This is a genomic window from Streptomyces sp. NPDC042201, assembly GCF_055582185.1.
In genome coordinates this window covers 36,655-62,639 of sequence record NZ_JBVJDS010000013.1, presented here as the reverse complement: position 1 = coordinate 62,639, position 25,985 = coordinate 36,655, and the positions used below count along the sequence as shown (strand labels likewise).

Here is a 25,985-nt window from a genome sequence, read left to right as displayed (position 1 = left end):
GATGATCCGGACCGCCGCCAGGACGTGAATCTCGCATGGATCCAGGTCGCGATCAGTGTCCTCCCGGACCCGCTCGCCAGCGAGATCCATGCATGGGTGACCCTTCTGCGCAGCCAGGGGCGCCGCGAGGGCGAGGTCCGCGATTACCGCAGCATTCGCCGTTACCTCGCTCACATTGAACCCGTCCTCACCACGTGGACTGCCGCCGACGTGACCACTCTGCGAAAGATCACGACTGACCACATTGAGGCGGTGGTATCGGGCCTGTCGGGACGAGAGCGCCAGCAGGTCGCGGTCAGCCTGCGCAGCCTGTTCAAGGCGCTCAAGCGGGAACGGATGGTGTTCCGGGATCCGACTCGCCAGCTGTCGGTCGGCCACCTCAAGGGCCTTCCGCAGTCCGTGCGCAGCGACCTCCTGGCCGGATTGATGGGTCACGCGAAGTCTCCGCTAAGCCGCCTGGTCATCGCCTTGGTGGCCGTTCACGCTCTGCCTGGTGAAGAACTTCGCACGGCTCGGACAACCGATCTCAACCTTGCCCGCAGCACCCTCGAAGTCCGCCGCGGCTTGCTGCGGCACACCCTCTACCTGGAGGAATTCAGCCACCGACTCGCCAGCGAGTGGCTCGCCTACCGCTACCACCGCTGGCCAGCATCGACGAACCCCTATCTTCTCGTCAGTCAGAAGACGGCCCTCGACCCGGATCATCCGGTGGTCAGCAGAACATTGCTTCGCAGGACCCTCCCCAAGAACGTCACGCTCGTCGGCCTGCGGCAGGACCGCATGCTCAACGAGACGTTTGCCACTGGTGATCCCCTCAAGCTGATGCGGCTTTTCGGGATCACCGCGCAGACCGCCATGCGTTATGTCGGCGCCGCCTGCCCGGAGCGCACCGCGAAACTGCCCAGGTAGCGGGCCTGCTCCGAGCCCGATGCCAGCTGAAAGCCCGTGGCGGTGTAGCAGTGGGTCCGGCATCATCCCCATGTGATTGTGATGCAACCCGTTCTGGAGATCTCCGCCGCCGACGACTTCGCGCTCTGGCCGGTTGGCGAGCAGGAATCGTATGGCTACCTCGTGCTGAACGGGGAGCTGACTCCGGCGGAGGTCGGCACGGCGGTTATGCGGATCGCCGACTGCAACGACTTCGAGCCGGAGGAGGAGCACGGGCTGTGCCCGACCGACCCGCTCGGCATATTCCTGCACGGGCTGCTCACCATGCCTGATCTGTTCGCCGCCGGAGGGTTCCGGGTGACCGAGAATGCCACCGACACCGTCTTCGTCGAGCCGGGCTGCTGCAACGGCCTGGAGACCTGGCGGGACTGGCTGGAGGTGCTCGACGGCGCCGGCTGCTCCTACTTCGGCCACGATCCGTCGTCGGTGGCCGAACGCGTTGGCGACATTGTCCGGCTGACGTTCGACGCTTACGGGACGGACGGCAGCCCGGTGATCGAGCTGTCGGTAGACCAGGCACGCAGACTCGTCGCGGGCGCCCAGCAGGATTTGCAGGACTTCCTCGGTCTTGCCGGAATCTGGGCTGAACAACACCTGCCGGCACACGCCGCCGCCGTCACTGCCGCCCTGGCACGGGCACTGGATCTGGCGCCCACACAATGACCAGCTTCCTGACCCACCGATCGCACGTGCACGACGCCCGTCTCCCCCTCCGCCGGCGGCACAGCGCGCTGCGGACCTGCATCACCCTTTTTGCTCCGTACGGCTTCCGGGCGACGTACCACCACCTCACGCTCAGCGCCGCGATCCCCCGGCGGCTGGAGGCGGACCCGGACGCGCTGGTGCGGGCGGTGGAGGAACTGCATGAGGCGCGGGTGCTGTGGCTCGCGCGAGCGGAGGAGTACGCCGCGCAACGCCGGGCGGAGAAGCGGGCGGGGCGGCGGGCTGTAGTGAACCCGCGACCGTGGTGGCTGCGGAGCTGGTGGGAGGGCCCGAACCGCGCCTGGTACGAAGACCCGTTTCGCCATCCGTCGCTGCGGCTGCCTGAGTACGTCCGGCGACAGAACGCGATTCTGGACGGCGCCGATCTCCCCGGCTGCCCCGCCTGCGGGGACGAGAGACCGCTGGTGTCGAACTCGACCGGGCACGGCTGGGTGGAGCTGTGCCGTGGGTGTGCGTGGGTGCCGGCGCCATGTCCGTGCGGGCAGCGGCACCGGTTCGTCCCGGAGACGCCGTTCAACTGGAAGGGGATCTGGCAGCGGGCGCACATGAGCGATGACGGCATGCCGAACCCACATTGGCCTGCGGGCTAGCCGGTTGGATGCGGCACGGGGGGCTTGAGTGTGGCTGATCAGCGGGGTGGCGCGCGCTCTTCAGATCGTTGCCCGCCGCGCAGGTGATCGTTGCCCGGCGCTCCTCGTAGCGAAGAGATATCGCGGACGCTGCTGGGAGGTCGCCGGCTGGTCACCACACGTCGATGGACCAGACGTCGCCCCTCTGATGTCCGTCTGGATCTGGGTCGCCTGACCCGTACGGGTCAGGGTCAGCGACGACGTGGATGCGGGCGGCGGACGCGGATACGCGGTAGTAGTCCATGTCACTCGACGTGTTGTGCTTGTCGAGTTCGATCGTGTGGCCGAGGGCCAGGATGGCGGTCTGCAGTTCCTTGAAGGGGACTCTGGGTGCGAATTCCCCGTATTCCCGCGAGAGCGGGGACGGCACGGTGCTCGGGGACTGGTCGTACAACAATCGTTGGATCTTCACGCCGAAGCCGAAGCACGACATCTGCCCTTGCCGCCCTGGCTGGTCCGGCGAGAAGTTGATTTCCACGAGCCCGTAGTCCCGCCGCAGTAGGCCACCACCGGGAACATCGAGGCACGTCGCCCCCGGGCAGCTTCCCAGGCTTCCGGGTCGGCATCGAGGCCAACTCCCAGGACCTCACCGCAAACGGCGACGTGAGCGTAGAAGTCCAAAGCGGACACCCGCCAACTCCCTCAACTATCCGGACAGGGCACCACTTGCTGATCTCCGCACAGGACAGGCGGACCAGCGCCCAGTATTCGGTGATCGTACAGAGCAGCCAGTCAGGGCAGTCGCCGGGTGAGTTCGTCGCCGTCGTCGAAGTCGAAGTCCCAGGCGGGATGTGTCTTTCAGATCAGCCGTGGTCTTCCCAATCCTCCTGGCAGAACGGGGCTTTGCTCACCATGTCCCGTCAGCTAAGCCGGAACCCGCGCGTGGGACTGCCGCAGCCATCAGCTGGCATGCAGGTTCTGGCTTACCAACGTTCAGGATTCCGGGAACCTGCGCGCTTCCGAGGCCGACCGCCCCAAGGTCCTGGCCCACTTGTCCGGCCGCCGCGGCGCCCGCCAGGCAAGGGAGTGGCTGCCTCTCGCGGACAGCCGCTCGAAATCCCCCTTGCAAACCCGGGTCCGCCTCATCTGCCTGGACGGCGGACTCCCCCGCCCCTGCTCCAGTGGCGCGTCCCGGACACGATCCCCGTCCCCCTACACCAGTCACTCCAACGCCCATGATCCCCACGACCGCACCAACGCGCCCCATGCGAGGCCCTCACCCCGCCCCAACATCACACTCGATGTACCGACGGAATCCCTGGGCAAGGGGCTGAAATTCGCACGCTTCGTAAAAGGTATGCACGTACTCATCGTCGGCTGCCAGTAGCTGCGCCTTGTAGCAGCCGGAAGACCGGCCGAGCGCGACGACAGCGTCCATCAGCTGCTTCCCGACGCCATGGCGCCGGGCGGCGCCCGCGACCACCACGTTCTCCACGAAAAGGATCGACCGGCCGCCACGCGTGAGGTTCGGCAGGACGACGCAGTCGGCAGTGCCGACAACGACGCCACCACGCTCAGCAACCAGCACAGTCCGCCCCTGCTGCGCAGCGATGGCCAACCAGACCGCCCCCGCGGTCTCGGCGGGCAACGGCGCGTCGTCGGGATTCAACTCACGGTAAAGGCCCAACAAAAACGGCAGATCAGCCCTACCAGCCGAACGCACAGTGATATCCACAGTCCGGAGCCTAAGGGGCTTCCCATAACCTCTGGTCACGGGTGAGATGTGACCGAGCGTTCCAGTTGGCCAGGCGAGTGCTCATGGCCCTAGGGAGCGTTGAAGGTGCTGACCACAGCCACTCGTTGATGACGGCGACGGTTACGGTGGCCTCGTAGCGGACGGCGAGCCTGTCGTATCGAGTCGCGACGGCACGGTGGCGTTTGGGTGGCTGCCCACCGTGGGAGCCGGGCTTCTTGCGGTTGCGGACCTGGTCGCTCTTCTTCCGGGATGGTGCAGCGGATCCCGCGTCTACGCAGGTAGGAGCGGTCCCCTCGGAAGCCGTACGCCTTGTCGGCACGAACCTTGTCGGGCTGACGTTGGCGTGGGACGCGAATGCGGTCCAGGAGGGGCTGAAGCTGGGGTAAGTCGCCGCGCCGGCCAGCCGTGACGATCAGCGATAGCGGCTTCTGCCCCTGTTCCCACCGCCAGATGGATCTTGGCGGTAGGCCGGCTGGCGCGTCTCGCCAAGGCGCGCAGGTCCGGGTCCGCCACCGTATGCCGTCGATCAGCTGCCGCTTGGGCCAGACCGGAGGCCGTCCCGGTTTCTTGCCCACCGGCAACAGCGTTTCCAGCCTGGCCCACTGCGTGCCCGTCAGATCCCCGCGTCCCACACGGTGATCATCCCTAAGCTTGATCCACTTCTCTGGGCCAGGTCGCTTGCGAGAGCATGCGCCAATGACTCAGCACTGTTGTGAAGCGATGACACGCCAGACGAACTGGCACTGCGACCAGCACCCCGACCCGTTCGACTGCCCCGATGCGCTCATCCACTTCACGGCGAAGTTCCAGGAGTACGGACTAATCATTCACGATGGCGGCACCTCAACGATCGGCATCGAGTTCTGCCCATGGTGCGGTCAGCGGCTGCCCGAGTCTCAACGTGACCGCTGGTTCGAGGATCTTGAGAATCGCGGGATAGACCCCTGGACAGATGGCGTACCTGTCGACTTCCAGGACGGTCGCTGGCTGCGGACCGACGCCATAGCACCAACTCAGACGCCTCCTGCTAACAACTTTTGAAACGCTCCCTAGTACTGGCTTGGGGTCAGCAGTCGAAGAACTGCCGGTACTCCACCAACTACCAAGTAGTCATCGACGCCGACACCCGCTTTGTCGTGGCCGTCGGCCGGCCGGTGCCCCGCAACTGTGGGGGCTGCAGGGCATGGGAGGAATCTGGAGCTAAAGCCACCGTCGGGAAGACCACCACGATCGCGGATCGCGGCTACCGAGGCACCGGCCTTGTCATCCCACACCGTCACAAGCCCGGGCGCCCACACGAACTGCATCCGTGCTCGGTAAGACCCGCCCGAGCAACCCTCCGCGAGCCATCCTCCCCGCCGTACGTGGACAGACCTCCCACGCAAAAATGAGACGCAGAGTCCTCAACTGCCCCTGAGCACTCTGGCCTCATATGTTGCAAGATAAGCAGAAAGCAAGATCGGCAGCGAAGAGTAGAAATCGTGCCGCATAAGACAATAGTGTTCGGTCTCCCAGAGACCGGGACTCGTCCACGACGCACCGATTTCAATCGCGACGTCTTTTCTCCCGAAAACGCCACCACCGGGATCATCTGCGCGCTCGGTACGCCAAGCGCGATATCGCATACTCTCAATCGCACCGGCCGAACCCGAGGACTCAACTTTTCGCGCAACCTTGGGACCACGCCCAACATTGAAGAGAAAAACCCGAGGCATTATAGCCTTCACATCGATTGAGCAGTGCCCGGAAAGCAACTCGACAACACTTTCCTCGCAGATGAAAACGTTCGCGGTTAAATTCTGCTTGAGCTCGTCCGCGTAGCAGACTTCCGTTCGCCGCCGATCATACCGAGACATAGCGTCCGCAAAGAGATCAATCTCCTCGAATTCGCGCAGCGTTACATCTCGCGTTTCATCATCCACAACATGGCGCCAGTCCGGATGCAAAACAATCGACAAGCCGCTCGGTTCCGAAAGGACGCCGGACGACATCACGGCGAACCAAAGGGCTCGATATTCAACTTCACGTCGAAGTTCATCAGAACTTTTTCGCTACGCGTAACACCGTATTGCCTGAGTAGCTGCTCATGATACGCACGCACCTCTTCTTTTCGGCGCTTGCTGGCTGCCTCCTCATAGTGTCGCATCAACTCGCCGATCGTGCGCGATTCGCCGCCGATTACTTCTGCAGACTTTATCCGTCCGCCAGCTTGAATGATAATAGTATCAACATATGTTACGGAATGAGTAGATAGAATGACCTGATTTAGATCAGCCCCGGGCCTGACATTGAGCTGGTCGTGCAGCTGTAGAATTGCCGGGATATTTTCCACATTATCCAGAGTGATGCTCTTTATCGCACCGTATAGGCTTCGACTTTCTCGCAACTCCCGCTCAGCTTCGGGCTCAAGCCCTGGCATATTTTGGCGCCTGAGTTCCGCCTTCACCCCCTTCACAGCAAGGTTGCCGGAATAATTCTCGAACCTACGCATCTGCCGGAGGTTCACATAAGTGACCAGCGGCGTACCCTTTCCGGGGCGCAGTGGAACACCCGGGGATTCAATCCACCGCTTATTCGAGGGTATGGCATCAAGGAAATGCTCCTTCATGGTGATGTCATTCGTCTTGACATCAAAAGAATTCTTAACATGCCCCGTCGCCTTCACGGACTTGACGTCCATCAGACGCACTTCTGTAGTAATTTCCACTTTGTCGTTCCTGGGTGGAGCAGGCTGTCCATCTCCCTTAAATATGAACGACTCGCGCCCCTTTTCACTCGGGTCGATACTCTCGTAGAGCCCCGGTATCGGCTGAGTCACCCGCTGCCCAGAAGGGTTCACCGCACCCTTGACGTGAACCAGTTCTTTCGTTCCCTGCTTTCCGTCGTGAACGAGAGTGAGCTCTCGCATTCGATAACGGCGGCGAATTTCCGGAAGCTTTGGGAGTATTTCCTTCCGTGTGAGTCCTTGCTTCACCAGGGAATCCGCTGCATCCAGACCGGCATCTAGATCATTTTCTTTCTGCTTGCGGTTCCTACCATCCCTCCCCTTCTCTCTGCTGAGTCTGCTCCAGAGTTTTTTGCCGGCGTTGGCTATTTTGTTGACTATTTTGTCTATGGCGCGGGTGACGGGGCGGGAGGCTTTTTGGAAGGCTTGTTTGACTCGGTTGGCCAGGCCGCCGATGCCTAGGAGGGAGGCCAGGAGGCCGATGAGAAGGGGGATGCTGGTGGCTAGGGCGGTTTCTATTAGCTTGGGGACGCCGGCTTGGGCGCCGTTGGCTATGGCTATGACCGCGTCGAGGCAGGCGTTGACGAATTCGATGATCTGGGCGCCCTGGGTCACGATGAACGTGACGATGTCGATAATTCCCTTGACCGCGCGGATGAAGGCCGAGGCGGGGTTGAGGAGGGAGAGGATCCAGGTGATGCCCGCCATCAGGACGGTGGGGATCAGGTAGGACTTCAGGTCGTCGAGAATCGTGGACTTGAGGTCGCCCGTCTCGGCGGTGATCTCTTGGGCGGCGCCTGCCGGGCCCTCGCGGGCCAGGGCGCCGGCTACCGGGACGGATTGTTCGACCTTGGTCATCGCCTCGTCCGGGACGCCCTTGCGGGTGACGCGGGCGCGGATGTTGTCCCAGGTCAGGCCCAGCAGGGAGGCGATGAGCTGGATGATGCCCTTCAGGTCGAACTTGGCGGGGATTTCCAGGCCCGTGCTGACCGCCGTGCCCAGGAGCCAGGAGACCAGGCCCTTTTTGAGGTGCTCGGGGATATTGCCGATGAACAGGTTCAGACCCGCGCCGACCGCCGAGGCGAAGCTGCGGAGGAAGCCGATCGGGCCCTTGATGATCTTCATGGCGACGCCGGCCGCCTTGGCCAGGACGCCAAGAAGCAGGTTCTTCAGCTCGTTGATGGTCTGGATGACGCCGACGACCGCGTCCATGACCGCGGCGATGAGGCCCTTGTTCTCTTCTTCGAGCTTCTTGATCTCCTCGTCGACCGAGTTGAGGGCCTCGGTGTACTTCTGAGCCAGGTCCTGGACCAGCTGGGTGGACTTGTCGTTGACCTCGGATTCGAGGTCGTCGAATTTGCCCGCGAAGTCGGCCGCCGCCTCTTGGCCGAACTGCTTCAGGTCCGCCGGGAGTCTGTCGACCTCGGCCTTCAACTCCGTGCGGCCCTCAGCGATGCGGGTCTTCGCCCGGCCCAGTTCCGTGCCGATGGTGTCGGCGATGGACGCGATGACCGTCTGCATGGTGCTGACATAGAGCTCGCGGGACTTCTTGAAGATGTCCAGACCCGCTTGCGGCAGGCCCTTGAACTTGTCCCTGATCCAACGGCCCTTGCCCGTGAACCCTGAGTAGCGCTTGTCCTTGTAGTCCTTCATCCGGCGCTTGTGGTCGGCCGTGAAGTCGCCGCGCGCCTTCTTCTCGCCGTCCGTGAACTGCTTGTCGACCTTGCCGTCCAGGTCGCCGAGGATCTTCTCGACGTCCTTCTGGGTGGTGTCGAAGACCTTCTGGAGCTTGGCGGTGACCTGCTCGCGCTTCTTCTCGTCCGCCGACTTCGTCTCGCCCTTGCCGCTGTCGACCGCCTTGCCCGCGGCGTTACGGTCGGCGGTCATGGCGTTCATCGCCTGGGCGCCGGAGACCGCGGCGCCCGCCTGCGCGGCGGCGAGTTGCTTGCCCTCGGCCGCGCGGCCCTTGGCGGGGGCGGCGGCGGTGTTCTGCTCGCCCTTCTTCTTCTCCGAGAGCGCCTTGTCGAACTGGGGCTCATTGCCCTTGGCGAGCTGCTCCTCGGTGACCTCGGAATCGGCCAGCTGCTGGTCGACCTGCTGGTTGCCCTCGGAGAAGTCCAGGACCTTGTCCGGCTGCTTGGCCGGGACCGCGTCCGCGGCGCTGGGCGCGCCCGGATTGCCCGGAGGCTGGTCCGGCCCCATCGGGGTGACCTGCTTCTCCTTGGCCTGGGACAGGTCCGGGGCGGCCGTGGTGGCGGTCTCGATGTCTTCGGCGGAGGATTTCTTGCCGTCCTTGACCTTGCCGTCGACCGAGTCCTTGATGTGGTCGGCCTTGCCGGAGTCGGCGAAGTTGTCGGCCTCGTCGAGATTCTTCGGCGCCTGGGCCGAGATCGCCTCGTTGACCGCTCCGATGAACGCGTTCTTGTCGAACTCCCCGGGCTTGGCCGCGTTCATCTTCTCGGCGTTGGCCGCCTTGCCCTGCGCCTGCTTGTCGTCCGGCGGAGCGACGGCCGCGTCCTGGGCCGACTTCGACTCGGCCGCCGCGGGCTTGTGCCGCTTGGTGTTCTGCTTCTTCGCCGCGACGTCCTGCTGGACCTTGCGGAAACCGGGCGCCTGGGCCGGCGGGGGCTTGACCACATCGGCGTACCGCTGCGCCACCAGCCGCGACACGGCCGCGTTTCCGGCGCGGGCCTGGAGCCGCTGCACGCTCCGGGCGTCCAGTCCGGGGCCGGCCGCCGGAGAAGCCTCGGGAGTGGAATGCGCTTCCTGGGCAGGCGTCGAGGACCGGGGAGCGGCGGCGTGGGTGGACGCGGCGGCGTGGGCGGACGCGGTGTGGTCGGGCGCGGCGTGGTCGGAAGCGGCGTGGTCGGGCGCAGCATGGGCGGACGCGGTGGCGTGCGTGGGCGCGGCGGCGCGCTTCTCCTGAGCCGCCTTCACCGTCGCCCCTGGCCACAGGTCCCCGACATACCAGCCAGGGTGCGGGCCGGGTCCGTACGCCGAGCAGTGCGAGCGGGGCAGTGCCGGGGGCAGCGTTCGTTGCCCGATCAGATGACCGGCCGTGCCTGCCTCTTCGGGCAGTGGGTTCGGTACGACGAGGCGGCCGTACGCCCGTTCCCGATGATCTCTCCCCCGGCGAGAATCGCCCACGTTCCCCGGTCAAGGAGAGTCGCATGCCGTCGTATCTGTCCCCGGGCGTCTACGTAGAAGAGGTCCAGTCCGGCTCACGCCCGATCGAGGGCGTGGGCACGTCCGTCGCCGCCTTTGTCGGCTTCGCCCAGCGAGGGCCGTTCAACGAGCCGACCCTGATCACGAACTGGACCCAGTTCACGAGCCGGTTCGGCGAGTTCGTCGAAGGTACGTATCTCGCCTCGTCCGTCTACGGCTTCTTCGCCAACGGCGGCGGCACCTGCTACGTCGTCCGGATCGGCGGACACCGGGACGGCGGCGGTGACGAGACGGCCGGTACGCCCGGTGAGCTGGAGGCCGGCGCGGAGGCGCGGCTCGGCCCGTACACCGTACGGGCGTTGCCCGGGGTGACCGGTGAGATCACCGTCGAGGTGACGGAGCCGGAGGGCGAGGATCCGCCGCAGGATGTGTTCACCCTGGTGGTGACGCAGGACGGCAAGGTCGTGGAGACCTATCCCGCGGTGACGACGAAGCGCAGCAAGGACAATGTCGCCACGCAGGTGAAGGCGCGGTCGCGGCTGATCGAGGTACGGGAGCCGGGCCGCGGGGCCGCGCCGGTCAGGCCCGAGGCGCAGACGGTCACGCTCGGCCCCACGCCCGACGCGGGTCCGCTGGACGGACCCCTGTCGGCGGACGAGTACGTGGGTGACGCGGATCAACGCACCGGCTTCGGCGGGCTGGAGGCGATCGACGAGGTCACCATGGTCGCCGTGCCGGATCTGATGAGCGCGTACGAGCGCGGGGTGCTGGATCTGGAATCGGTGGTCTCGGTGCAGCAGGGCCTGATCGGCCACTGCGAGCTGATGGGGGACCGGATCGCGATCCTCGATCCCCCGCCCGGTCTGAGCCCACAGCAGATAAGGGCCTGGCGGATGGAGACAACCGGCTTCGATTCAAAGTTCGCGACGCTGTACTACCCGTGGATCAAGGTGTTCGACCCGGCGGCCGGCCGCCATGCGTTTGTGCCGCCGAGCGGGCATGTCGCGGGAGTATGGGCCCGTAACGACGCCTCGCGCGGGGTGCACAAGGCCCCGGCGAACGAGGTCGTACGCGGCGCGGTGTCGCTCCAGACCCAGCTGACCAAGAACGAACACGATCTGCTCAACCCGATCGGCCTGAACTGCATCCGCGCCTTTCCCGGTCGCGGTATCCGCGTCTGGGGCGCGCGGACGCTGGCCGCCGATTCCGACTGGCGTTATCTGAATGTGCGACGGCTCTTCAATTATCTGGAGGAGTCGATTCTGGCCGGGACGCAGTGGGTGGTGTTCGAGCCGAACGACGACGCGCTGTGGGCGCGGATCCGGCGCACGGTCTCGGCGTTCCTGGTCAACGAGTGGCGCAGGGGCGCGCTGTTCGGGCTGACACCGGACGAGGCCTTCTACGTCAAGTGCGACCGCGAGACCAACCCGCCGGAGAGCATCGACGCCGGTCAGGTGATCTGCGAGATCGGGGTGGCGCCGGTCAAACCCGCGGAGTTCGTGGTGTTCCGGCTGTCCCAGCTGACCGGCGGCACCGGCGCGGTCGACGAATGAGGACGGGCGGCAAAAGCAAACGGGGACGGACGGCGGACGAGGGACAGCCGGTGACGGACAGCGAACGCATAGGAGGCTGGTAGTGCCACTTCCCGATCTCGACAGTTCCGTCGGGCATTCCTTCGGTCTGGAATTCGACAGCGTCCTCATCAAGCAGATCACCGAGGTGAGTGGTCTGAAGATGGAGCAGGACGTCATCGAGCTGAAGCAGAACACCGCCGACGGCAAGTACGCCATCAAGAAGCTGCCGGGCCGCCCGAAGGCGGGTGAGGTCACGGTCAGCCGCGGTCTCACCGAGGACAACAGCTTCGAGGAGTGGATCAAGGACTCCCGGTTCGGACGGATGACGAACGCCCGGCGCAACGGCGCGATCATCGTGTACGACTACGAGGGCATCGCGATCAAGCGCTACAAGCTGATCAACGCCTGGCCGAAGTCGCTGGAGATCGGCACGCTGAAGGCGGGCGACACGTCCGTCCTCACGGAAAAGCTGGCGATCACCTACGAGAGCATGGAAGTCGACTGATGCGGCGCGTGCTGTCCCCCTCCGCCCGGCCGGACGACACCGCGCCCGGCCGGTCCGGCGGTGAGGAGCGGGGGCGCGAGGCTCGCGAGAGCCTGCGGACCGAGTTCCCCTTCGAGCTGCCGCGCGGGTACGTGGACGAGTCCGGCACCGTGCACCGTACCGGGGTGATGCGGTTGGCCACCGCCCGCGACGAGCTGGTTCCGCTCCGGGACGATCGCGTACGGGAGAACGCCGCCTACCTGTCGGTCGTGCTGATCGCCCGGGTGGTGAGCAGGATCGGCACCGTCGAGGACATCCACCCGGGCGTCATCGAGGACCTGTTCGCCTCCGACCTCGCCTTTCTGCAGGACTTCTACCGCCGGATCAACGCCGAGGGGCATACCCGGGCCGCCGTCACCTGCCCGTCCTGCCAGGAGAACTTCGCCGTGGATCTCGCCGGGGGTGGTCGCCCGGGGGAATCGTGACGTACGCGGCCGACCTGCTGTACGAGGAAGTCGCGTACCTCGCCTATCACTTCCACTGGCCGCTCGATCAGCTGCTCGATCTGGAACACGCCGAACGGCTGACGTACGTCGCACAGATCGCCCGGCTCACCGGGCAGTAGGACAGGGAAAGCCGAGGGGGGCGAGGGGATCATGGGACTGCTGTCCTGGCTGCGCGGCGACCGGGCGGACGGGCCGGACGGGGCCTTGTCCGGCGCGCCCGACGGGTCGTCCACCGCGTCAGCGTCGTCCGGAGCGGCGGCCGGCTGGCGTGAACTCCCGCCGGTCCAGCGCACCCTGACCGCGCCGGGCCTGGTCACGGACCCGGACGGCTTCCGCAGCTCACTCGGTACCTGGCAGGACACGACACTCAGCACTCCCCTCGGCCATCTGGTCAGCCCGCAGGCGCCCTCCGGGCTGGTGCACGGGCTTGTCGCGTCCAGTGGGCCCACGACGGTGAGCCGTCAAGTGGAGGGCGGCCGGGGCGAGGACAGCCGGGACGAAGGCAGCCGGCGCGAGGGGATGGTGGCCTCCTGGCCATCGGCCGAGGGCCAGGTGCACCCCAGGGCCGTACCGCTGCAACGGAGCGCGTCGGAGGGCCAGGAGACGATGGTCTCGGCCGGGCCGTCGCCCGACGAACTGCCCGTACGGAGGCTCGTGGGCGAGCGGCCCGTCGAGTCCGCCCTGCCCGCGCCTCCCGCGCCTCCCGCGCCTCCCGTGCCGCCCCCGTCCGCCATGCCCGTACGGGACAGCGCCCCCACCTCCGGCGGGCCACCAACCGGCGCCGTGCCTGCGCCCGTTCAGCGGTTTACCGCTCCACAGCCGCTGTCCCGTCCGCACCCGCCCGGCCTGGGGGCGCCGCTGGCCGGTCTGCCTCCCACCGCCCAGCGGGAGATCGCGGCTCGCACGTCCGGCCCGATGGCGGAGCCCGGCGGACCGGAGTCTCCCCCGGATACGGACGCCCCCGTGGACACACCCGCTGTCACCCCCGTGGACACACCACCGGACTCGCCGACGGGGCCGCTGCTCGGCGACGCCCCGCCCCTCGTACAACACCATCCGCACCAACACGTCCAGCGGGCACGGGAGTCCGAGCCTGAGCGACCGGCCACACCGGCGCTCGGCGCTGTCCCCGTACCGGTCCAGCGGTTCAACGCCCCCCACGCACTCCCCCGGCTCCCAGAACCGGCGTCCGGTCCGGTGGTGCCGCTCCTCGCACAACGGGCGGTCCCCCTCTTCGCCACCGGTCCGGACGCCCCCATGGCGCCCGCCCCCAGAGGCGCGACCCCGGAGCCCCCCGCCGTGCCGGTACGGTGGTCCGCCCCCGGCCCGGAAGCGGCGGTCCAGCGCTCGTACGCCGCCGGTCCGGTCACCGTGGCGAGGGAAGCGGCGGGGACAGGTACGGGTGCGGCGGCCGGGACAGCACCCGCCTCGCTCGGCGCGGCCCCCGGCTCCGTACCACCGAGAACAGCCCAGCGGCACGCGCTCGGCAGCCCGCCGGTGCCCCGGTCGGTGTCCTCAGGAACCACCGCCTCCTCCCCGGCCTTCCGCGACGCCGGTTCCGTCGCCGTAGCGGCCGGAGTGGCCCAGCGGATGGCCGACGGCAGCGTGGTCTTCGGCGGCGCCCACGTGGTGCAGCGCGCGGCGGAAAGCAGCGAGCCGCCGCCCCCGGATCCCCTCCCCGAAGCCGAAGCCCAACCGGAGCCGGACCCGGGCCTCGATCCCGACCCCGCCTTCCCGGACGCGGCCGACGGCGGGGCGCCCGGAGGCGCGGAGTCCGCCACGGCCGGCTCCCCGGGCAGGGGCACGGGCACACCCCCCGTCACCGATGAACTCGTACGAGCCCTGTACGCACCCCTCAGCCGGCTCCTCAAGGCGGATCTCCGGCTCGAACGCGAACGCGCCGGATTCCTGATCAACACCAGGCACTGACACGACCGACCGCTGCCGACCACCCACTACCGAGACACCCACTGCCGACAGCCGACAGACGACAGCGGACAGCCGATGGAGAGGGAGAGGTACGTGCCATGGCACCGACCGACAACGACGATCCGGCCGTCAGCGTCTGCTTCGTCGTCACGATCGACGACATCGAGCTCGGCTCGTTCAACACCTGTGACGGTCTCGGCTGCGAAGTGGTCCTCGAAGCACGCGAGGAAGGCGGCAACAACGGCCACATCTGGCAGTTGCCCACCCGGCTCAAGTACTCGAACGTGAAGCTGTCGCGGCCGCTGACCCGGGAGACGGAGAAGGTCGCCAAGTGGTTCGCGAGCATGACGACCGGGTTCAGCCGTAAGACCGCCCATATCGAAGCCCGCACGGGCGACGGCCGCAAGGTCGCGCAGTGGGGCCTGCTGGAGGTCGTGCCGGTGCGCTGGACCGGCCCGTCATTCACCCCCGAGTCCCCCAAGGTGGCCATCGAGACCATCGAGATCGCCCACCACGGTTATGTGATGGAGGGCTGAGCGCCATGAGCGGACCCATCGCGTTCAGCGCCGCAGGCACCTCCGGCACGGCCTCCGCCCGCGCGCCGGGCTCGGCGCGGCCCAAACTGGAGCACGCCTATCTGGAGCTGCGTACGCCTCCGCCCGGCGGCAGTCTCACCCCCGGCGGGCCGTGCGGCCGTATCGACTTCCAGTTCAACCCCAAGGAACTGAGCCTGACCAAGGCGGCGTCCTGGAAGCGCACCCCCGCCAAGGGGGCGAAGAGCTCCGGGCCGCCCGAATACCAGGGGCCGCAGCCCAGCAAGCTCACCGTGGAGATGTTCTTCGACGCGAGCGACACCCAGGACAGCAGCGTGGTGACCTCGGTGGAGAAGCTGTTCGCCTGCTGCGTGCCGACCAGCGAGACCCGGCAGCAGCAGCGGTCGTCACCGCCATGGGTGGTCTTCCACTGGGGCGGGCTCACCGGCTTTCCCGGCTATGTCAGCCAAGTGCAGGCGAAGTACACCCTCTTCACGACCTCCGGCGTGCCGATCCGGGCGCTGTGCCAGGTGACGATGGAGGAGATCAGCGGGGAGACGCCCGGCCAGAACCCGACCTCGGGCGCGCTGGCCGCGCGGCGCGTGCACCGCGTGCGCGCCGGGGACTCGCTGCAGGGTCTCGCCCACCACGAGTACGGCGACCCGGCCGCCTGGCGGGTCATCGCCGAGGCGAACGGGATCGACGACCCCATGCGGCTGACCAATGGCCAGGAGCTGCTGTTGCCCGCTCTGGACGAGCTGGGGCGGCTCGAGGACTCCGAGCGGGAACGGCTGAGGTGAGGGCGGATGGCCCAGCAGAGTGTCGCCAAGGCGCTGGTGGTCGAGTTCGGTGGCACACCGCTGCCGCCGGCCCTCGCCAACACGCTGGTCGAGGGGTACGTGGACGACAGCCGTACGCTGCCCGATCTCTTCGTGCTGCGCTTTCGCGATCCCAGCCGGGTCCTGCTGGAACAGACCGGTCTCAAGATCGGCAGCGAGGCCAGGCTGCTGGCCCACGCCGGCGGCGGCCCGTCCGCCACGCCGCTGCTGACCGGGGTCGTGACCGCGCTGGAGGTCGAGATCGACGACACCGGCACCTTCACGGTGGTGCGCGGGCTCGACGAGTCGCACCGGCTGTTCCGGGGGCGTCGGGTCGTCGGCTACCAGAACATGACGCTCGCCGACATCTGCGCGCAGGTGGCGCAGCGGGCCGGGCTGCGCCCGGGGACGGTGGATGTCGCGGGCCCGGTGCTGGAGCACGTCGCCCAGCCGAACATCAGTGACTGGGAGTTCGTACGGGGGCTCGCGGAGGACGCGGGCGCGCAGGCGTACGTCCTGGACGGCCGGCTGCACATCACCAGGCCCGCCGAGGCCAGTGGCGCTCCTGACAGTTCGGCGCGGGCCGAACAGAACCCGCTGGTGCTGGAGATGGGGAGCAATCTGATCCGCTGCCGGGCGGGGGTGTCGGCGGCCGAGCAGGTGTCCGAGGTGGAGGTGCGCGGCTGGGATGTGGCGGCCAAGCGGCCGCTGGTGGGCCGGGCGCCGGCGGGCACCACGTCGACACTGGACCTGGGGGTGACGGCGGCCGAGGTGTCGGCGCCCTTCGGCGAGGCGAGTTTCGTCGTCACGGACGCCTCGTACGGGACGCAGGCGCAGGTGGACCAGGCGGCGAAGGCGCTGGCGGAGCGGATCGCGGGCTCCTTCGCCGAGCTGGAGGCGGTGATCCGGGGCAATCCGGAGGTACGGGCGGGCAGCGCGGTGGCGCTCAACGCCGTGGGGGCGCCTTTCGAGGGGCGCTATACGGTCACCTCCTCGCGGCATGTCTTCGACGCCGTGCGCGGCTACGAGACCTGGATCACCGTCTCGGGGCAGCAGGAGCGCTCGCTGTTCGGCCTGACCGGCGGCGGCGCGGGCGCGGCGGGCCGTGGCCCGGGGGCGGGCGGGCGCTGCTCGGGCCTGGTCAACGGGACGGTGACGGACACTCAGGACCCGGACGGCCTGGGGCGGGTGAAGGTCAGGTTCCCCTGGTTGTCGGACGAGTACGCGAGCGACTGGGCGCGTACGGCGCAGTCCGGCGGGACGAGCGGCGGTGAGGCGTTCATCCCCGAGGTGGGGGACGAGGTCCTGGTCGGTTTCGAGCAGGGTCATCTGGACCGGCCGTATGTCCTGGCCGGTCTGTACAACGGTCAGGACAAGCCGGCGCAGGGCGGCGGGGAGAGCGGCGCGGGCGGTGAGCTGGTCGATCCGACCAGCGGCGCGGTCAACCGGCGGGCCTTCGCCTCCAAGAGCGGCAATCAACTGGAGCTGCTGGACACCGCGAACGGCCCGCAGGGCGTACGGCTGGTCACCGGCGACGGGAAGCTGAAGATCGACCTCGACCGCAAGGGGACCACCATCGTCATCAACAGCGACGGCAGTGTGGAGATCGAGGCCGGGGAACAGGTGTCGATCAAGGCAGGCCGCGGGGTGGCGATGGACGCCGGGCAGGGCGTGCTCGAACTCAGCGGCGACTCGGTGAAGCTGACGGCGCGTACGGGAGTCCAGGTGGACGGCGGGACGGGCCGGCTCCGGCTGGCCACGGGCGGTGCGCTGGATGTGCAGGGCAGCCAGGTGGCGGTCACCGGGACCTCACGCACGGAGATCAAGGGCGGCAGTTCCTGCTCCATCAACGCACCACTGGTCAGGATCAACTGATTCCGCGGACGCGGAGCGAACGGATTCCGCGAAGGCGGAGCCAACCGATTCCGCGGACGCGGAGTGAGAGGAGCGCGGAGAGATGTCGGTAGCCGCACGCGTCGGCGACCCCACCGGTCACCCGGGTACGGTCGGCCCGCCCGGCGTCCCGTCGGTGCTGATCGGCGGCAAGCCCGCCGCCACGGTCGGCACCCCGCACCAGTGCGCCGTCCCGCCGCCGGCCGTCCATCCGCCGTCCGCCCTCGCAGGACCCGGCAGCTCCAGCGTGCTGATCGGTGGCAAGCCCGCCGCCCGGGTCGGCGACCGGGCGGCCTGCGGCTCACCCGTGGTGTCCGGCTGCCCGACCGTGCTGATCGGGGGCTGAGCGGTATGGGAGAGCAGTTCATCGGCGCCGGCTGGGCCTTCCCGCCGCGTACGGACGCCACCGGCAGCATCGCCCTGGTGGGCGGGGAACGCGCGCTGGAGGAGTCGATCCGGCTGATCCTGGCGACCTCGCCCGGCGAGCGGCCGATGCGGCCCGAGTTCGGCTGCGCCGTCAACGACTATGTGTTCGCCCCGGCGGACGCGGGTACGGCGGGGCAGCTCGCGTACGAGGTGCGCCTCGCGCTGGAGCGGTGGGAACCGCGGATCGAGGTGGCCGAGGTGACCGTCCGGTTCGACGAGGCGGACAACGGGGTGCTCTACATCGACATCGGCTACACGGTGCGCGGCTCCAACGACCCGCGGAACCTGGTTTTCCCGTTCTATGTGATCCCGCAGCACGAGGAGGACGGCGCGTGACGCTTCCCAGCCCCGATCTGGACGACCGTCGTTTCCAGAGCCTGGTGGACGAGGCCAAGCGCCTGGTGCAGCAGCGCTGTCCGGAGTGGACCGACCACAATGTCTCCGATCCCGGGGTGACGCTGATCGAAGCCTTCGCCACCATGGTCGACCAGCTCGTCTACCGGCTGAACCGGGTGCCGGAGAAGAACTATCTGACCTTCCTCGACCTGATCGGGGTACGGCTGTACCCGCCGACGGCGGCCCGTACCGAGGTCACCTTCCGGCTCTCCGCGCCCCAGCCCGAGCCGGTACGGGTGCGGGCGGGCACCGAGGTCGCCACGGTCCGCACCGAGACCGACGAGGCGGTGGTCTTCACCACCGCCCAGGACCTGTCGATCGTGCCCTGCGCCTTCGGGCACCTGGCCACCCGGTTCGCGGACGGCGAGGGGGTCGACCGGTCCGAGGAACTGGCGCTCGGCCGCGACGTACCGTGCTTCGGCCCCACCCCCAGGCCCGGCGACACGCTCTATGTGGGCCTCTCCAACGCGGTGCCGACGGGGGTCGTCGTCCTGCGGCTCGACTGCCGGGTCGAGGGCGTGGGCGTCGACCCGCGGCGGCCGCCGCTGCGGTGGGAGGCGTGGGACGGCACGGAGTGGCGGGCCTGCGAGATCGAGAAGGACGACACCGGCGGCTTCAACAAGTCCGGCGAGCTGATCCTGCATCTGCCCCGTACGCACACCGCCTCGACCGTCGTACGGCGCACCGGTGGCTGGCTGCGGTGCAGGCTGGTGGAGCCGGAGCCCGGTCAGCCCAGCTATGTGGCGCCGCCGACCGTCCGCAGGATCACGGCCTTCACCATCGGGGGGACGGTCGAGGCGACGCACGCCGAGACGGTACGGGAGGAGATCCTCGGGCCGGCGGAGGGCGTACCGGGCCAGAGCTTCCGGCTCGCCCGACCGCCCGTGGTACCGGGTGACTTCGTGGTCGAGGTGGCGGATGTGGACGAGGGATCGGGCTGGTCCGACTGGATCCGCGTCGACGACTTCGCCCACTCGGGCCCTGACGACCGGCACATCACCCTGGACCCCAACTCGGGCCGGGTGGACTTCGGCCCCGCCGTACGGGAGCAGGACGGCGGGCTGCGGTACTACGGCGCGGTGCCGCGCAAGGGCAGCCCGGTGCGGGTACGCAGCTACCGCACCGGCGGCGGCCGGCGGGGCAATGTCGCCCGGGGCGCGCTGCGGGTGCTGCGCAGCTCGCTGCCGTTCGTGGCCCGGGTGGAGAACCGGCGTCCCGCGCTGGGCGGCGTCGACGGCGAGACGGTGGAGAGCGCCCGGGTGCGCGGGCCGATGACACTGCGGACGCTGCACCGCGCGGTCGTACCGCACGACTACGAACTGCTGGCCCGCGAGGTGGCTCCGGACGCGGCACGGGTGTACTGCGTACCGGCGGGCAGGGACGCGGACGCCGGCGGGGTGCGGCTGCTGGTCGTACCTGCGGGGCGCAGTGACGCACAGGGCCGGATCCACTTCGACGAGCTGACCCCGCCGCCGGACACCCTGGCGCAGATCAGGAACCATCTGGACGAGCGGCGCCCGATCGGCGCCCGGCTGATGGTGGAACCGCCGTTCTACCAGGGAGTGACCGTCGTGGCCTCCGTGCAGGCTCGCCGGGGCGCCGTGGCCGAGCGGCTGCGTGAGGCCGCGCTCGCCGCGCTCTACGGCTACTTCAATCCGCTGACCGGCGGCCCCGACGGGCAGGGCTGGCCGTTCGGGCGGCCCATCCAGTCCGGTGAGGCGTTCGCGGTGCTCCAGCGGGTGCCGGACGTGGACCTGGTGGAGGACGTACGGCTCTTCCCGGCCGACCCGATGACCGGGCAGCGCGGCGAGGCGACCACCAGGATCGCGCTCGACCGGCACGCGCTGGCCTTCTCCTACGAACACCAGCTGCGGATACGGGAGGCCTGAGCGATGCGCGGAACCGTGACCGGACTGCCCTCACCGCACCCGCTGGTCGAGCTGCTGCCCGCGCTCTATCTGGAACAGGACTTCCTGGGGCGGTTCCTGTCGGCGCTGGACGACGTACTCGCGCCGATCCTGCTGACCCTCGACAACCTCCCGGCGCACCTCGATCCGCGCAGCGCGCCCGAGGACTTCCTCGACTGGGTGGCGCAGTGGGTGGCCGTGGAGCCGCACGGGGACGTACCGGCAGCGGCACGGCGGGCGGCGGTGACGGAAGCGGTGGCCCGGCACAGCCGCCGGGGGACGCGCGGCGGGCTGGCCGAGGCGATCCGCCGGCAGACCGGCGTGGAACCGGAGATCGCCGAGAGCGGCGGTTCCGGCTGGTCGCCGACCCCGAACACGGAGCTGCCGGGCGAGGAACGCCCCTGGGTGGTCGTACGGCTGCGGGTGCCGGAGCCGGAGGCGGTGGACCGGGTCGGGGTGGAGGAGCTGATCGAGGGAGAGATCCCGGCCCATATCGGCTACGAGCTGGAGATCCTTCCGACCGGTGACACTCTTGCCGGTGGCGCGTCCAGGGAGCGGCCATGATCTGTCCGGAGTGCGGGCACCGCAACGCGCCGGGCACGGCGTTCTGCACGTCCTGCGAAACCTTCCTGGAGTGGGGTGATCCGCAGCAGCCCGAGGGCAGGGACACGGCTCAGGACACGGGCGGGGACACGGGTGGGGGTGCTGGCCGGCCTCAGCCGGAACCGTCTCCTGTGACACCGCACGGCCCACAGACGGCAGAGGCAGGGGTCCAACCGGACGAACGGACCGGTCAGGACGGCCGAGGCGGCCAGGACGGCCAGGGCAGTCAGGGCAGTCAGGGCAGTCAGGGCAGTCAGGACCAACGCGCCGGGCAGGAGAGCCGGCGCGGGCAGACGCCGGCCGGCCCGCGGCGGCCCGGCGACCGGCTGGACGCGCCCGTACCCGGCCCCCCGGAAGAGCCGCCGGCGCAGCCGCCCGGCCCCGCGGTCCCGCCACCGCTCAGCCGAGGCGCCGTCCGCTGCCCCAACTGCCGGACGGAGAACGCGGCGGAACGCGTCCTCTGTCTGCGCTGCGGCCTGCTCCTGGACCCCGGCCCGCCCCCCGACGTACCGCCGCCGTGGTGGCGCCGGATCCTCGGGCGGCGACGGCGTTCGCTGCCGGCCGCCGGGGCCCGTCCCAAGCGCCGCTTGTGGCGCCGCCCCAGCCTGGCCATTCCGATCACCCTGGCGGTGCTGGTCTGCGCGGCCTGGTTCGCGCGCCCGTATCTGTCCGAGGCGTACGACTTCGCCCGGGACAGGACCGCCACCCCCGAAGAGCTGCGCCCCAGCCAGGTGCGCGGTTCCAGCGCCATGCCGGACCACCCGGCGCGGGCCGCCTTCGACACCTACACCAACCGCTACTGGGTGCCCGCCGAGGCGGGACCGGGTATCGGCGAGTTCCTTGAATGCGAGTTCGAGAAGCCGGTGCGTGTGCTGAAGCTGGCCGTCTTCGCCGGCCGGTCCGCCAACGGGGACGCCTTCCTCTCGCAGGCGCGGCCCGCGGCGCTGACGGTGACGATGCGCTCCGCGGACGGCGAGGTCGTCGACAAGAGGATCACGCTCAAGGACCAGCCAGGACAGCAGACATTCGACATCCGGGGCACCGAGGTCGTCCAGGTGCGACTGACGGTCGATGACGTCTACGGCAACCGGGAGGGCCGCCGGCCCGCCATCGCCGAGATCGATTTCTTCGGCCGGCGCTGAAGGGCGGACGGCGCCCCTCGGACGGTGCCGTCGCCCGCCGACCGGTGATCGCCGCGTGTGCGCGGCTCTTGGCCTGAGGCTCCCACTGCCGGAGACTGAGTCGATGACGCAGCGTGTGGATCTCGCGACCGTGATGGACCGTCTGGCCATCGATGAGGTGATCACCGGTTACGCGGTGGCCGTGGACGACGCCGACTGGCCAGGGTTCCGGGCCCTGTTCACCCCGGAGGGCCGCGCCGACTACACCGCGGCGGGCGGGATCGAGGGGCCTGCCGGGGAGGTCGCCGACTGGCTGGCCGGCACCCTGCGGCCTTTCACCGTCCGTCAGCATCTGATCGTCAATCGCCGGCTGCGCATCCAGGATCTCGGGGGCTATCCGGGTGACCGCGCCGAGGTGCGGGCCGACTATCTCAGCCCGCTGCGCCATGAGTCCGGCAAGGAGCTCATGTGCGGCGGCCGGGGCGTGTTCGGTCTGCTGCGCGGCGACACGGGCTGGCAGCTGCGTACCGTGGTCGTCCAGGAGAAATGGCGGCACGCCACCGGCTCTTCCAACGGCGGCTGACGCCCCGTCCGGGGCCGGCCGCTCCCCTGCTCCGGCTCCGCTCCGGCCCTGCTCCCCGCCTGCTTCGCTCCTGCTCCCTGCCTGCTTCGGTCCTGCTTCGGTCCCTCACATTCGGGGAAGGGACTGCGGAATGAGCAGGGCGAGGAGGCGCGGTATGGGGATCCCGGTCGGCCGGCAGGCACCGTTCGGCCGGCGGCTGGCGTCGCCGTGGCGGGGCGCGGCCGCGGTGGGCGCCGGCGCGCTGCCCGCCCTCGCTTTCCCCCAGCCGTCCCTCTGGTGGTTCGCGTACGGCGCGCTGGTGCCCTGGATGCTGCTCGTACGGAGCGCCCCGACGGGCCGTCGCGCGGCGCTGGACGGCTGGCTGGGCGGCCTCGGTTTCATGGTCGCCGTACATCACTGGCTGATGCCGAGCCTGCATGTGTTCATCGTGGTGCTGGCGGCGCTGCTCGGGCTGCTCTGGGCGCCCTGGGGGTGGCTCGTACGGTCCATGCTCGGCGGTGCGCCGTCCGCGAAGCGCGCCCTCGCCGCACTCGCCGTGGTCCCCTCGGGCTGGCTGATGGTCGAACTGGTCAGGTCCTGGCAGGGACTTGGCGGACCGTGGGGGCTGCTCGGCGCCAGCCAGTGGGAGGTCTCCCCGGCGCTGCGGCTCGCCTCCGTGGGCGGGGTCTGGCTGGTGAGCCTGCTGGTGGTCGCGGTGAACACCGCGCTCACCCTGCTGGTGTCGGTCTCCGGGGCGCGGATCACGGCGGCCGTGGGCATCGTGGTGTGCGCCGTCACGGTGGGATCCGTGTGGACGTGGGCGCCGGAGCCCGAGCAGTCGGGGCGGGTACGGATCGCGGTCGTCCAGCCGGGTGTTGTCGAAGGACCCGACGCTGTCGAGCGCCGGTTCGCGCGCGGCGAGGCCCTGACCCGCACCCTGGCGGGCCGGGATCTCGATCTGGTGGTGTGGGGCGAGAGCAGTGTCAGTACGGATCTCGCGGAGCGGCCCGATCTGGCGGCGCGGATCGCCGCCCTCTCCCGCGCGATCGGCGCCGAGGTGCTGGTCAATGTGGACGCGCGCAGCACGGACGCGGCGGGCCGGGCCGGGATCTACAAGCGCAGTGTCCTGGTGGGGCAGAACGGCCCGACGGGTGACACGTACGACAAGATGCGGCTGGTGCCCTTCGGTGAGTACGTCCCGGCCCGCTCGGCGCTGGGCTGGGCGACCTCGGTGGGCAAGGCCGCGGGTGAGGACCGCAGGCGCGGCACCCGGCAGGCGGTCATGGTGCTGCCGGGCGAGGGACGGGGCGGGCTGCGGTTCGGGCCGCTGGTGTGCTTCGAGTCGGCGTTCCCCGATATGAGCAGGCGCCTGGCCAAGGACGGCGCCCAGGTGCTGGTGGCGCAGTCCTCCACCTCGTCGTTCCAGGGCAGCTGGGCGCCGGAACAGCATGCCTCGCTGGCGGCGCTGCGGGCCGCGGAGACCGGCCGCCCGATGGTGCACGCCACGCTCACCGGCGTCAGCGCGGTCTTCGGGCCAGGCGGAGAGCGGGTCGGCGCCGGGGTCGGCGCGGACCGCGGTACCGCCGCCGTGTTCGACATTCCGCTGGCCCGGGGCACGACCGCGTACGTCAGGTTCGGCGACTGGGCGGTCTACGCCGCCTTCGCCGTGCTCGCGGCGCTCGGCGCCGTGGCGGCCGCCCGGTCGCTCAGGCGGCCTGCTCAAGCGCCGCGCGTACCACCCGCTCGCACAGCTCGTGAGTCCGCAGCGCATCCCGCGCGCTGAGCGGCTTTCCCGCTCGTACGGCGTCGAGGAAGGCCAGGACGCACTGTTCGATCCCGCGCTGGCGGGCCACCGGAACCCAGTCGCCGCGCCGTCGCACGCTCGGCTGTCCCTTGTGGTCGATGACGGTCGCGAGGTCGTGCACGGCCCGCTTGGTGTCCTGGCCGGACACTTCGAGGATCTCCTCGGTGGAGCCGTTCAGCCGGTTCATCATGCCGATGGCGGTGAACCCGTCGCCGGAGAGCTGAAGGACGACATGGTGCAGCAGCCCGTCCCGGATCCGCGCCCGTACGTCGGTGTGCTCGACCGGTCCGGGGAGCAGGAAGCGCAGGGTGTCGACGACATGGATGAAGTCGTCCAGGACGAAGGTGCGCGGGTCCTCCGGCAGCCCCACGCGGTTCTTCTGCAGCAGGATCAGCTCGCGCGGATGCTCCAGGCACTGGGCGTAGGCGGGTGCGAAACGCCGGTTGAAGCCGACGGCGAGGCTGACGCCCCGCTCCTCGGCGAGGTTCACCACGCGCTCCGAGTCGGCGAGTTCGTACGCGATCGGCTTGTCGACATAGGTCGGCACGCCCGCCTCCAGCAGACGGGTGGCGATCTCGGCGTGGACGCCGGTCGGGGCGTGCACGAAGGCCGCGTCGAGGTCCTGGCCGAGCAGTGAGTCGAGGTCGGTGTGGCACTGCGCGGCCGGGATACGGTGGGCCTCGGCGGTCCTCGTCAGGGTGGCGGGGGTGCGGGTCTGCAGATGCAGTTCGACCCCGGGCAGCGTGGTGAGCACCGGCAGATACGCCTTCTGCGCGATGTCGCCGAGCCCGATGCAGCCGACCTTCACGAGGCCTCCCCAGCGTGTTGTGAAATGATCTCGCGCCTCAGTTCGCTCACTTGTTCGCCTACTGACGCGCTGTCCGGGAAGCATACGTGCGCTGCGGAGGGTGCCGGTCCGCGATCCGCTGCCGCGCGGCCTGCTCGGCGAGCGCGGCGGGCCGGTCGGATAAACCTTGGCGGCGGTCCCTCTCGGTACGTGAGGATGGCCGCCATGACCACACCTGAGCGCACCGAACCCTCCACCGTCGCCGGCGAACGCGAAATGCTGGACGGCTGGCTGGACTACCACCGCGAGACCCTGGCCGTGAAATGTGCCGGCCTGGACGACAAACAGCTGCGAGAGGCGTCCGTACCGCCCGCCGAGCTGACCCTGCTCGGTCTCGTCCGGCACATGGCGGAGGTCGAGCGTGGCTGGTTCCGCCGGACGCTCTCCAACGAGGAGGCCGGACCGATCTACTACACCGACGACGACCCGGACGGCGATTTCCATGTCGGCGAGGGCGACACCTGGGACGAGGCGTATGCCACCTGGCAGGCCGAGATCGCCCGCGCCCGAGAGCTCTCCGCGCCGCTCTCCCTCGACGACGTCGGCGCGGGCCGCCGGCACCGGCAGACCGGCGAGCCGTACAGCCTGCGCTGGATCTACACCCACATGATCGAGGAGTACGCCCGGCACAACGGCCATGCCGATCTCCTGCGCGAGCGGATCGACGGCGCGACCGGCGACTGATCCGGCAGCGGC

General features: G+C 69.0%; 26 protein-coding genes and 1 pseudogene. 21 read left to right on the top strand and 6 right to left on the bottom strand.

The features are described from left to right. The first annotated feature begins 24 nt into the window (after positions 1 to 24). The 3 genes from ACZ6MZ_RS27900 (at position 25) to ACZ6MZ_RS27890 (ending at position 2,261) form a co-directional block, all read left to right on the top strand. Positions 25 to 909: a hypothetical protein gene (locus tag ACZ6MZ_RS27900; protein WP_469355049.1), complete on the top strand. Its 885-nt coding sequence runs from the start codon at positions 25 to 27 to the stop codon at positions 907 to 909. An 81-nt stretch (positions 910 to 990) separates the two neighbouring features. Next, positions 991 to 1,611 carry a hypothetical protein gene (locus ACZ6MZ_RS27895; protein ID WP_389785451.1) on the top strand — a complete coding sequence of 207 codons (621 nt, stop codon included), beginning with the start codon at positions 991 to 993 and terminating at the stop codon, positions 1,609 to 1,611. 26 nt (positions 1,612 to 1,637) lie between these two features. After that, complete coding sequence (locus tag ACZ6MZ_RS27890) at positions 1,638 to 2,261, top strand: hypothetical protein (protein ID WP_469355047.1); 624 nt, start codon at positions 1,638 to 1,640, stop codon at positions 2,259 to 2,261. A gap of 151 nt (positions 2,262 to 2,412) precedes the next feature. Here the strand turns inward: ACZ6MZ_RS27890 and ACZ6MZ_RS27885 are convergent, their stop codons facing one another. The 3 genes from ACZ6MZ_RS27885 to ACZ6MZ_RS27875 all read right to left on the bottom strand — a co-directional run bounded on the left by ACZ6MZ_RS27885 (position 2,413) and on the right by ACZ6MZ_RS27875 (position 4,571). Continuing rightward, on the bottom strand, positions 2,413 to 2,778 hold the full coding sequence (locus ACZ6MZ_RS27885) for a hypothetical protein (protein WP_469355045.1): 366 nt from the start codon (positions 2,776 to 2,778) through the stop codon (positions 2,413 to 2,415). 738 nt (positions 2,779 to 3,516) lie between these two features. Continuing rightward, a complete protein-coding gene (locus ACZ6MZ_RS27880) occupies positions 3,517 to 3,975 on the bottom strand; it encodes a GNAT family N-acetyltransferase (protein ID WP_469355043.1) in 459 nt (152 codons plus the stop codon). Between the two features lie 89 nt (positions 3,976 to 4,064). Further along, positions 4,065 to 4,571, bottom strand: coding sequence for a transposase (locus ACZ6MZ_RS27875; protein ID WP_469355217.1), 507 nt, complete (start codon positions 4,569 to 4,571; stop codon positions 4,065 to 4,067). A gap of 121 nt (positions 4,572 to 4,692) precedes the next feature. Between ACZ6MZ_RS27875 and ACZ6MZ_RS27870 the strand changes: the two genes are divergently transcribed. Beyond that, a complete protein-coding gene (locus ACZ6MZ_RS27870) occupies positions 4,693 to 5,037 on the top strand; it encodes a DUF6980 family protein (protein WP_469355041.1) in 345 nt (114 codons plus the stop codon). 26 nt (positions 5,038 to 5,063) lie between these two features. Next, positions 5,064 to 5,288: pseudogene (locus ACZ6MZ_RS27865) on the top strand (IS5/IS1182 family transposase); the annotation flags it as partial. 111 nt (positions 5,289 to 5,399) lie between these two features. On the opposite strand, the gene ACZ6MZ_RS27860 reads toward ACZ6MZ_RS27865, so the two are convergent. Together ACZ6MZ_RS27860 and ACZ6MZ_RS27855 are read right to left on the bottom strand one after the other, a co-directional pair. After that, on the bottom strand, positions 5,400 to 5,987 hold the full coding sequence (locus ACZ6MZ_RS27860) for a hypothetical protein (RefSeq protein WP_469355039.1): 588 nt from the start codon (positions 5,985 to 5,987) through the stop codon (positions 5,400 to 5,402). Next, complete coding sequence (locus tag ACZ6MZ_RS27855) at positions 5,987 to 9,658, bottom strand: phage tail protein (protein ID WP_469355037.1); 3,672 nt, start codon at positions 9,656 to 9,658, stop codon at positions 5,987 to 5,989. Before ACZ6MZ_RS27855 ends, ACZ6MZ_RS27860 begins: the two co-directional genes overlap by 1 nt. Positions 9,659 to 9,891: 233 nt before the next feature. Between ACZ6MZ_RS27855 and ACZ6MZ_RS27850 the strand changes: the two genes are divergently transcribed. The 15 genes from ACZ6MZ_RS27850 (at position 9,892) to lnt (ending at position 24,421) form a co-directional block, all read left to right on the top strand. Continuing rightward, on the top strand, positions 9,892 to 11,439 hold the full coding sequence (locus tag ACZ6MZ_RS27850) for a phage tail sheath family protein (RefSeq protein ID WP_469355035.1): 1,548 nt from the start codon (positions 9,892 to 9,894) through the stop codon (positions 11,437 to 11,439). 82 nt (positions 11,440 to 11,521) lie between these two features. Further along, positions 11,522 to 11,965 carry a phage tail protein gene (locus ACZ6MZ_RS27845; RefSeq protein WP_384180823.1) on the top strand — a complete coding sequence of 148 codons (444 nt, stop codon included), beginning with the start codon at positions 11,522 to 11,524 and terminating at the stop codon, positions 11,963 to 11,965. Further along, on the top strand, positions 11,965 to 12,429 hold the full coding sequence (locus ACZ6MZ_RS27840) for a hypothetical protein (RefSeq protein ID WP_469355032.1): 465 nt from the start codon (positions 11,965 to 11,967) through the stop codon (positions 12,427 to 12,429). The genes ACZ6MZ_RS27845 and ACZ6MZ_RS27840 overlap by 1 nt, the downstream gene beginning before the upstream one ends. Next, positions 12,426 to 12,569, top strand: coding sequence for a DUF6760 family protein (locus ACZ6MZ_RS27835; protein WP_389678131.1), 144 nt, complete (start codon positions 12,426 to 12,428; stop codon positions 12,567 to 12,569). The genes ACZ6MZ_RS27840 and ACZ6MZ_RS27835 overlap by 4 nt, the downstream gene beginning before the upstream one ends. A gap of 31 nt (positions 12,570 to 12,600) precedes the next feature. Beyond that, positions 12,601 to 14,379 carry a hypothetical protein gene (locus tag ACZ6MZ_RS27830; RefSeq protein WP_469355030.1) on the top strand — a complete coding sequence of 593 codons (1,779 nt, stop codon included), beginning with the start codon at positions 12,601 to 12,603 and terminating at the stop codon, positions 14,377 to 14,379. Positions 14,380 to 14,477: 98 nt separating this feature from the next. Continuing rightward, complete coding sequence (locus ACZ6MZ_RS27825) at positions 14,478 to 14,915, top strand: phage tail protein (RefSeq protein ID WP_384180831.1); 438 nt, start codon at positions 14,478 to 14,480, stop codon at positions 14,913 to 14,915. A 5-nt stretch (positions 14,916 to 14,920) separates the two neighbouring features. After that, complete coding sequence (locus ACZ6MZ_RS27820) at positions 14,921 to 15,712, top strand: CIS tube protein (protein ID WP_384180833.1); 792 nt, start codon at positions 14,921 to 14,923, stop codon at positions 15,710 to 15,712. 6 nt (positions 15,713 to 15,718) lie between these two features. Beyond that, positions 15,719 to 17,605, top strand: a complete 1,887-nt coding sequence (locus tag ACZ6MZ_RS27815) for a VgrG-related protein (RefSeq protein WP_469355027.1) — start codon at positions 15,719 to 15,721, stop codon at positions 17,603 to 17,605. A gap of 82 nt (positions 17,606 to 17,687) precedes the next feature. Beyond that, positions 17,688 to 17,969 carry a PAAR domain-containing protein gene (locus ACZ6MZ_RS27810; protein ID WP_469355025.1) on the top strand — a complete coding sequence of 94 codons (282 nt, stop codon included), beginning with the start codon at positions 17,688 to 17,690 and terminating at the stop codon, positions 17,967 to 17,969. A 5-nt stretch (positions 17,970 to 17,974) separates the two neighbouring features. Next, positions 17,975 to 18,385, top strand: a complete 411-nt coding sequence (locus ACZ6MZ_RS27805) for a GPW/gp25 family protein (RefSeq protein ID WP_384180839.1) — start codon at positions 17,975 to 17,977, stop codon at positions 18,383 to 18,385. Then, positions 18,382 to 20,334 carry a putative baseplate assembly protein gene (locus ACZ6MZ_RS27800; RefSeq protein ID WP_469355023.1) on the top strand — a complete coding sequence of 651 codons (1,953 nt, stop codon included), beginning with the start codon at positions 18,382 to 18,384 and terminating at the stop codon, positions 20,332 to 20,334. The genes ACZ6MZ_RS27805 and ACZ6MZ_RS27800 overlap by 4 nt, the downstream gene beginning before the upstream one ends. 3 nt (positions 20,335 to 20,337) lie before the next feature. Then, a complete protein-coding gene (locus ACZ6MZ_RS27795; RefSeq protein WP_469355021.1) occupies positions 20,338 to 20,916 on the top strand; it encodes a phage tail protein in 579 nt (192 codons plus the stop codon). After that, complete coding sequence (locus ACZ6MZ_RS27790; protein ID WP_469355019.1) at positions 20,913 to 22,097, top strand: zinc ribbon domain-containing protein; 1,185 nt, start codon at positions 20,913 to 20,915, stop codon at positions 22,095 to 22,097. The genes ACZ6MZ_RS27795 and ACZ6MZ_RS27790 overlap by 4 nt, the downstream gene beginning before the upstream one ends. A 103-nt stretch (positions 22,098 to 22,200) precedes the next feature. Further along, positions 22,201 to 22,659 carry a nuclear transport factor 2 family protein gene (locus ACZ6MZ_RS27785; RefSeq protein ID WP_469355017.1) on the top strand — a complete coding sequence of 153 codons (459 nt, stop codon included), beginning with the start codon at positions 22,201 to 22,203 and terminating at the stop codon, positions 22,657 to 22,659. 154 nt (positions 22,660 to 22,813) lie between these two features. Then, positions 22,814 to 24,421 carry an apolipoprotein N-acyltransferase gene (gene lnt, locus ACZ6MZ_RS27780; protein WP_469355016.1) on the top strand — a complete coding sequence of 536 codons (1,608 nt, stop codon included), beginning with the start codon at positions 22,814 to 22,816 and terminating at the stop codon, positions 24,419 to 24,421. Here lnt and ACZ6MZ_RS27775 read toward each other — a convergent pair. Beyond that, complete coding sequence (locus tag ACZ6MZ_RS27775; protein WP_384180851.1) at positions 24,345 to 25,250, bottom strand: Gfo/Idh/MocA family protein; 906 nt, start codon at positions 25,248 to 25,250, stop codon at positions 24,345 to 24,347. The genes lnt and ACZ6MZ_RS27775 overlap by 77 nt on opposite strands. A 204-nt stretch (positions 25,251 to 25,454) precedes the next feature. Between ACZ6MZ_RS27775 and ACZ6MZ_RS27770 the strand changes: the two genes are divergently transcribed. Continuing rightward, positions 25,455 to 25,973: a DinB family protein gene (locus ACZ6MZ_RS27770; RefSeq protein WP_469355014.1), complete on the top strand. Its 519-nt coding sequence runs from the start codon at positions 25,455 to 25,457 to the stop codon at positions 25,971 to 25,973. The last annotated feature ends 12 nt before the right edge of the window (positions 25,974 to 25,985 follow it).

Bases quoted from the DNA above. Each gene is read 5' to 3' on its own strand.
- ACZ6MZ_RS27895 (WP_389785451.1), top strand. From the start codon at position 991: ATGCAACCCGTTCTGGAGATCTCCGCCGCCGACGACTTCGCGCTCTGG.
- ACZ6MZ_RS27870 (WP_469355041.1), top strand. From the start codon at position 4,693: ATGACTCAGCACTGTTGTGAAGCGATGACACGCCAGACGAACTGGCAC.
- ACZ6MZ_RS27860 (WP_469355039.1), bottom strand. From the start codon at position 5,987: ATGTCGTCCGGCGTCCTTTCGGAACCGAGCGGCTTGTCGATTGTTTTG.
- ACZ6MZ_RS27850 (WP_469355035.1), top strand. From the start codon at position 9,892: ATGCCGTCGTATCTGTCCCCGGGCGTCTACGTAGAAGAGGTCCAGTCC.
- ACZ6MZ_RS27840 (WP_469355032.1), top strand. From the start codon at position 11,965: ATGCGGCGCGTGCTGTCCCCCTCCGCCCGGCCGGACGACACCGCGCCC.
- ACZ6MZ_RS27830 (WP_469355030.1), top strand. From the start codon at position 12,601: ATGGGACTGCTGTCCTGGCTGCGCGGCGACCGGGCGGACGGGCCGGAC.
- ACZ6MZ_RS27825 (WP_384180831.1), top strand. From the start codon at position 14,478: ATGGCACCGACCGACAACGACGATCCGGCCGTCAGCGTCTGCTTCGTC.
- ACZ6MZ_RS27820 (WP_384180833.1), top strand. From the start codon at position 14,921: ATGAGCGGACCCATCGCGTTCAGCGCCGCAGGCACCTCCGGCACGGCC.
- ACZ6MZ_RS27815 (WP_469355027.1), top strand. From the start codon at position 15,719: ATGGCCCAGCAGAGTGTCGCCAAGGCGCTGGTGGTCGAGTTCGGTGGC.
- ACZ6MZ_RS27810 (WP_469355025.1), top strand. From the start codon at position 17,688: ATGTCGGTAGCCGCACGCGTCGGCGACCCCACCGGTCACCCGGGTACG.
- ACZ6MZ_RS27805 (WP_384180839.1), top strand. From the start codon at position 17,975: ATGGGAGAGCAGTTCATCGGCGCCGGCTGGGCCTTCCCGCCGCGTACG.
- ACZ6MZ_RS27795 (WP_469355021.1), top strand. From the start codon at position 20,338: ATGCGCGGAACCGTGACCGGACTGCCCTCACCGCACCCGCTGGTCGAG.
- ACZ6MZ_RS27790 (WP_469355019.1), top strand. From the start codon at position 20,913: ATGATCTGTCCGGAGTGCGGGCACCGCAACGCGCCGGGCACGGCGTTC.
- ACZ6MZ_RS27785 (WP_469355017.1), top strand. From the start codon at position 22,201: ATGACGCAGCGTGTGGATCTCGCGACCGTGATGGACCGTCTGGCCATC.
- lnt (WP_469355016.1), top strand. From the start codon at position 22,814: ATGGGGATCCCGGTCGGCCGGCAGGCACCGTTCGGCCGGCGGCTGGCG.
- ACZ6MZ_RS27770 (WP_469355014.1), top strand. From the start codon at position 25,455: ATGACCACACCTGAGCGCACCGAACCCTCCACCGTCGCCGGCGAACGC.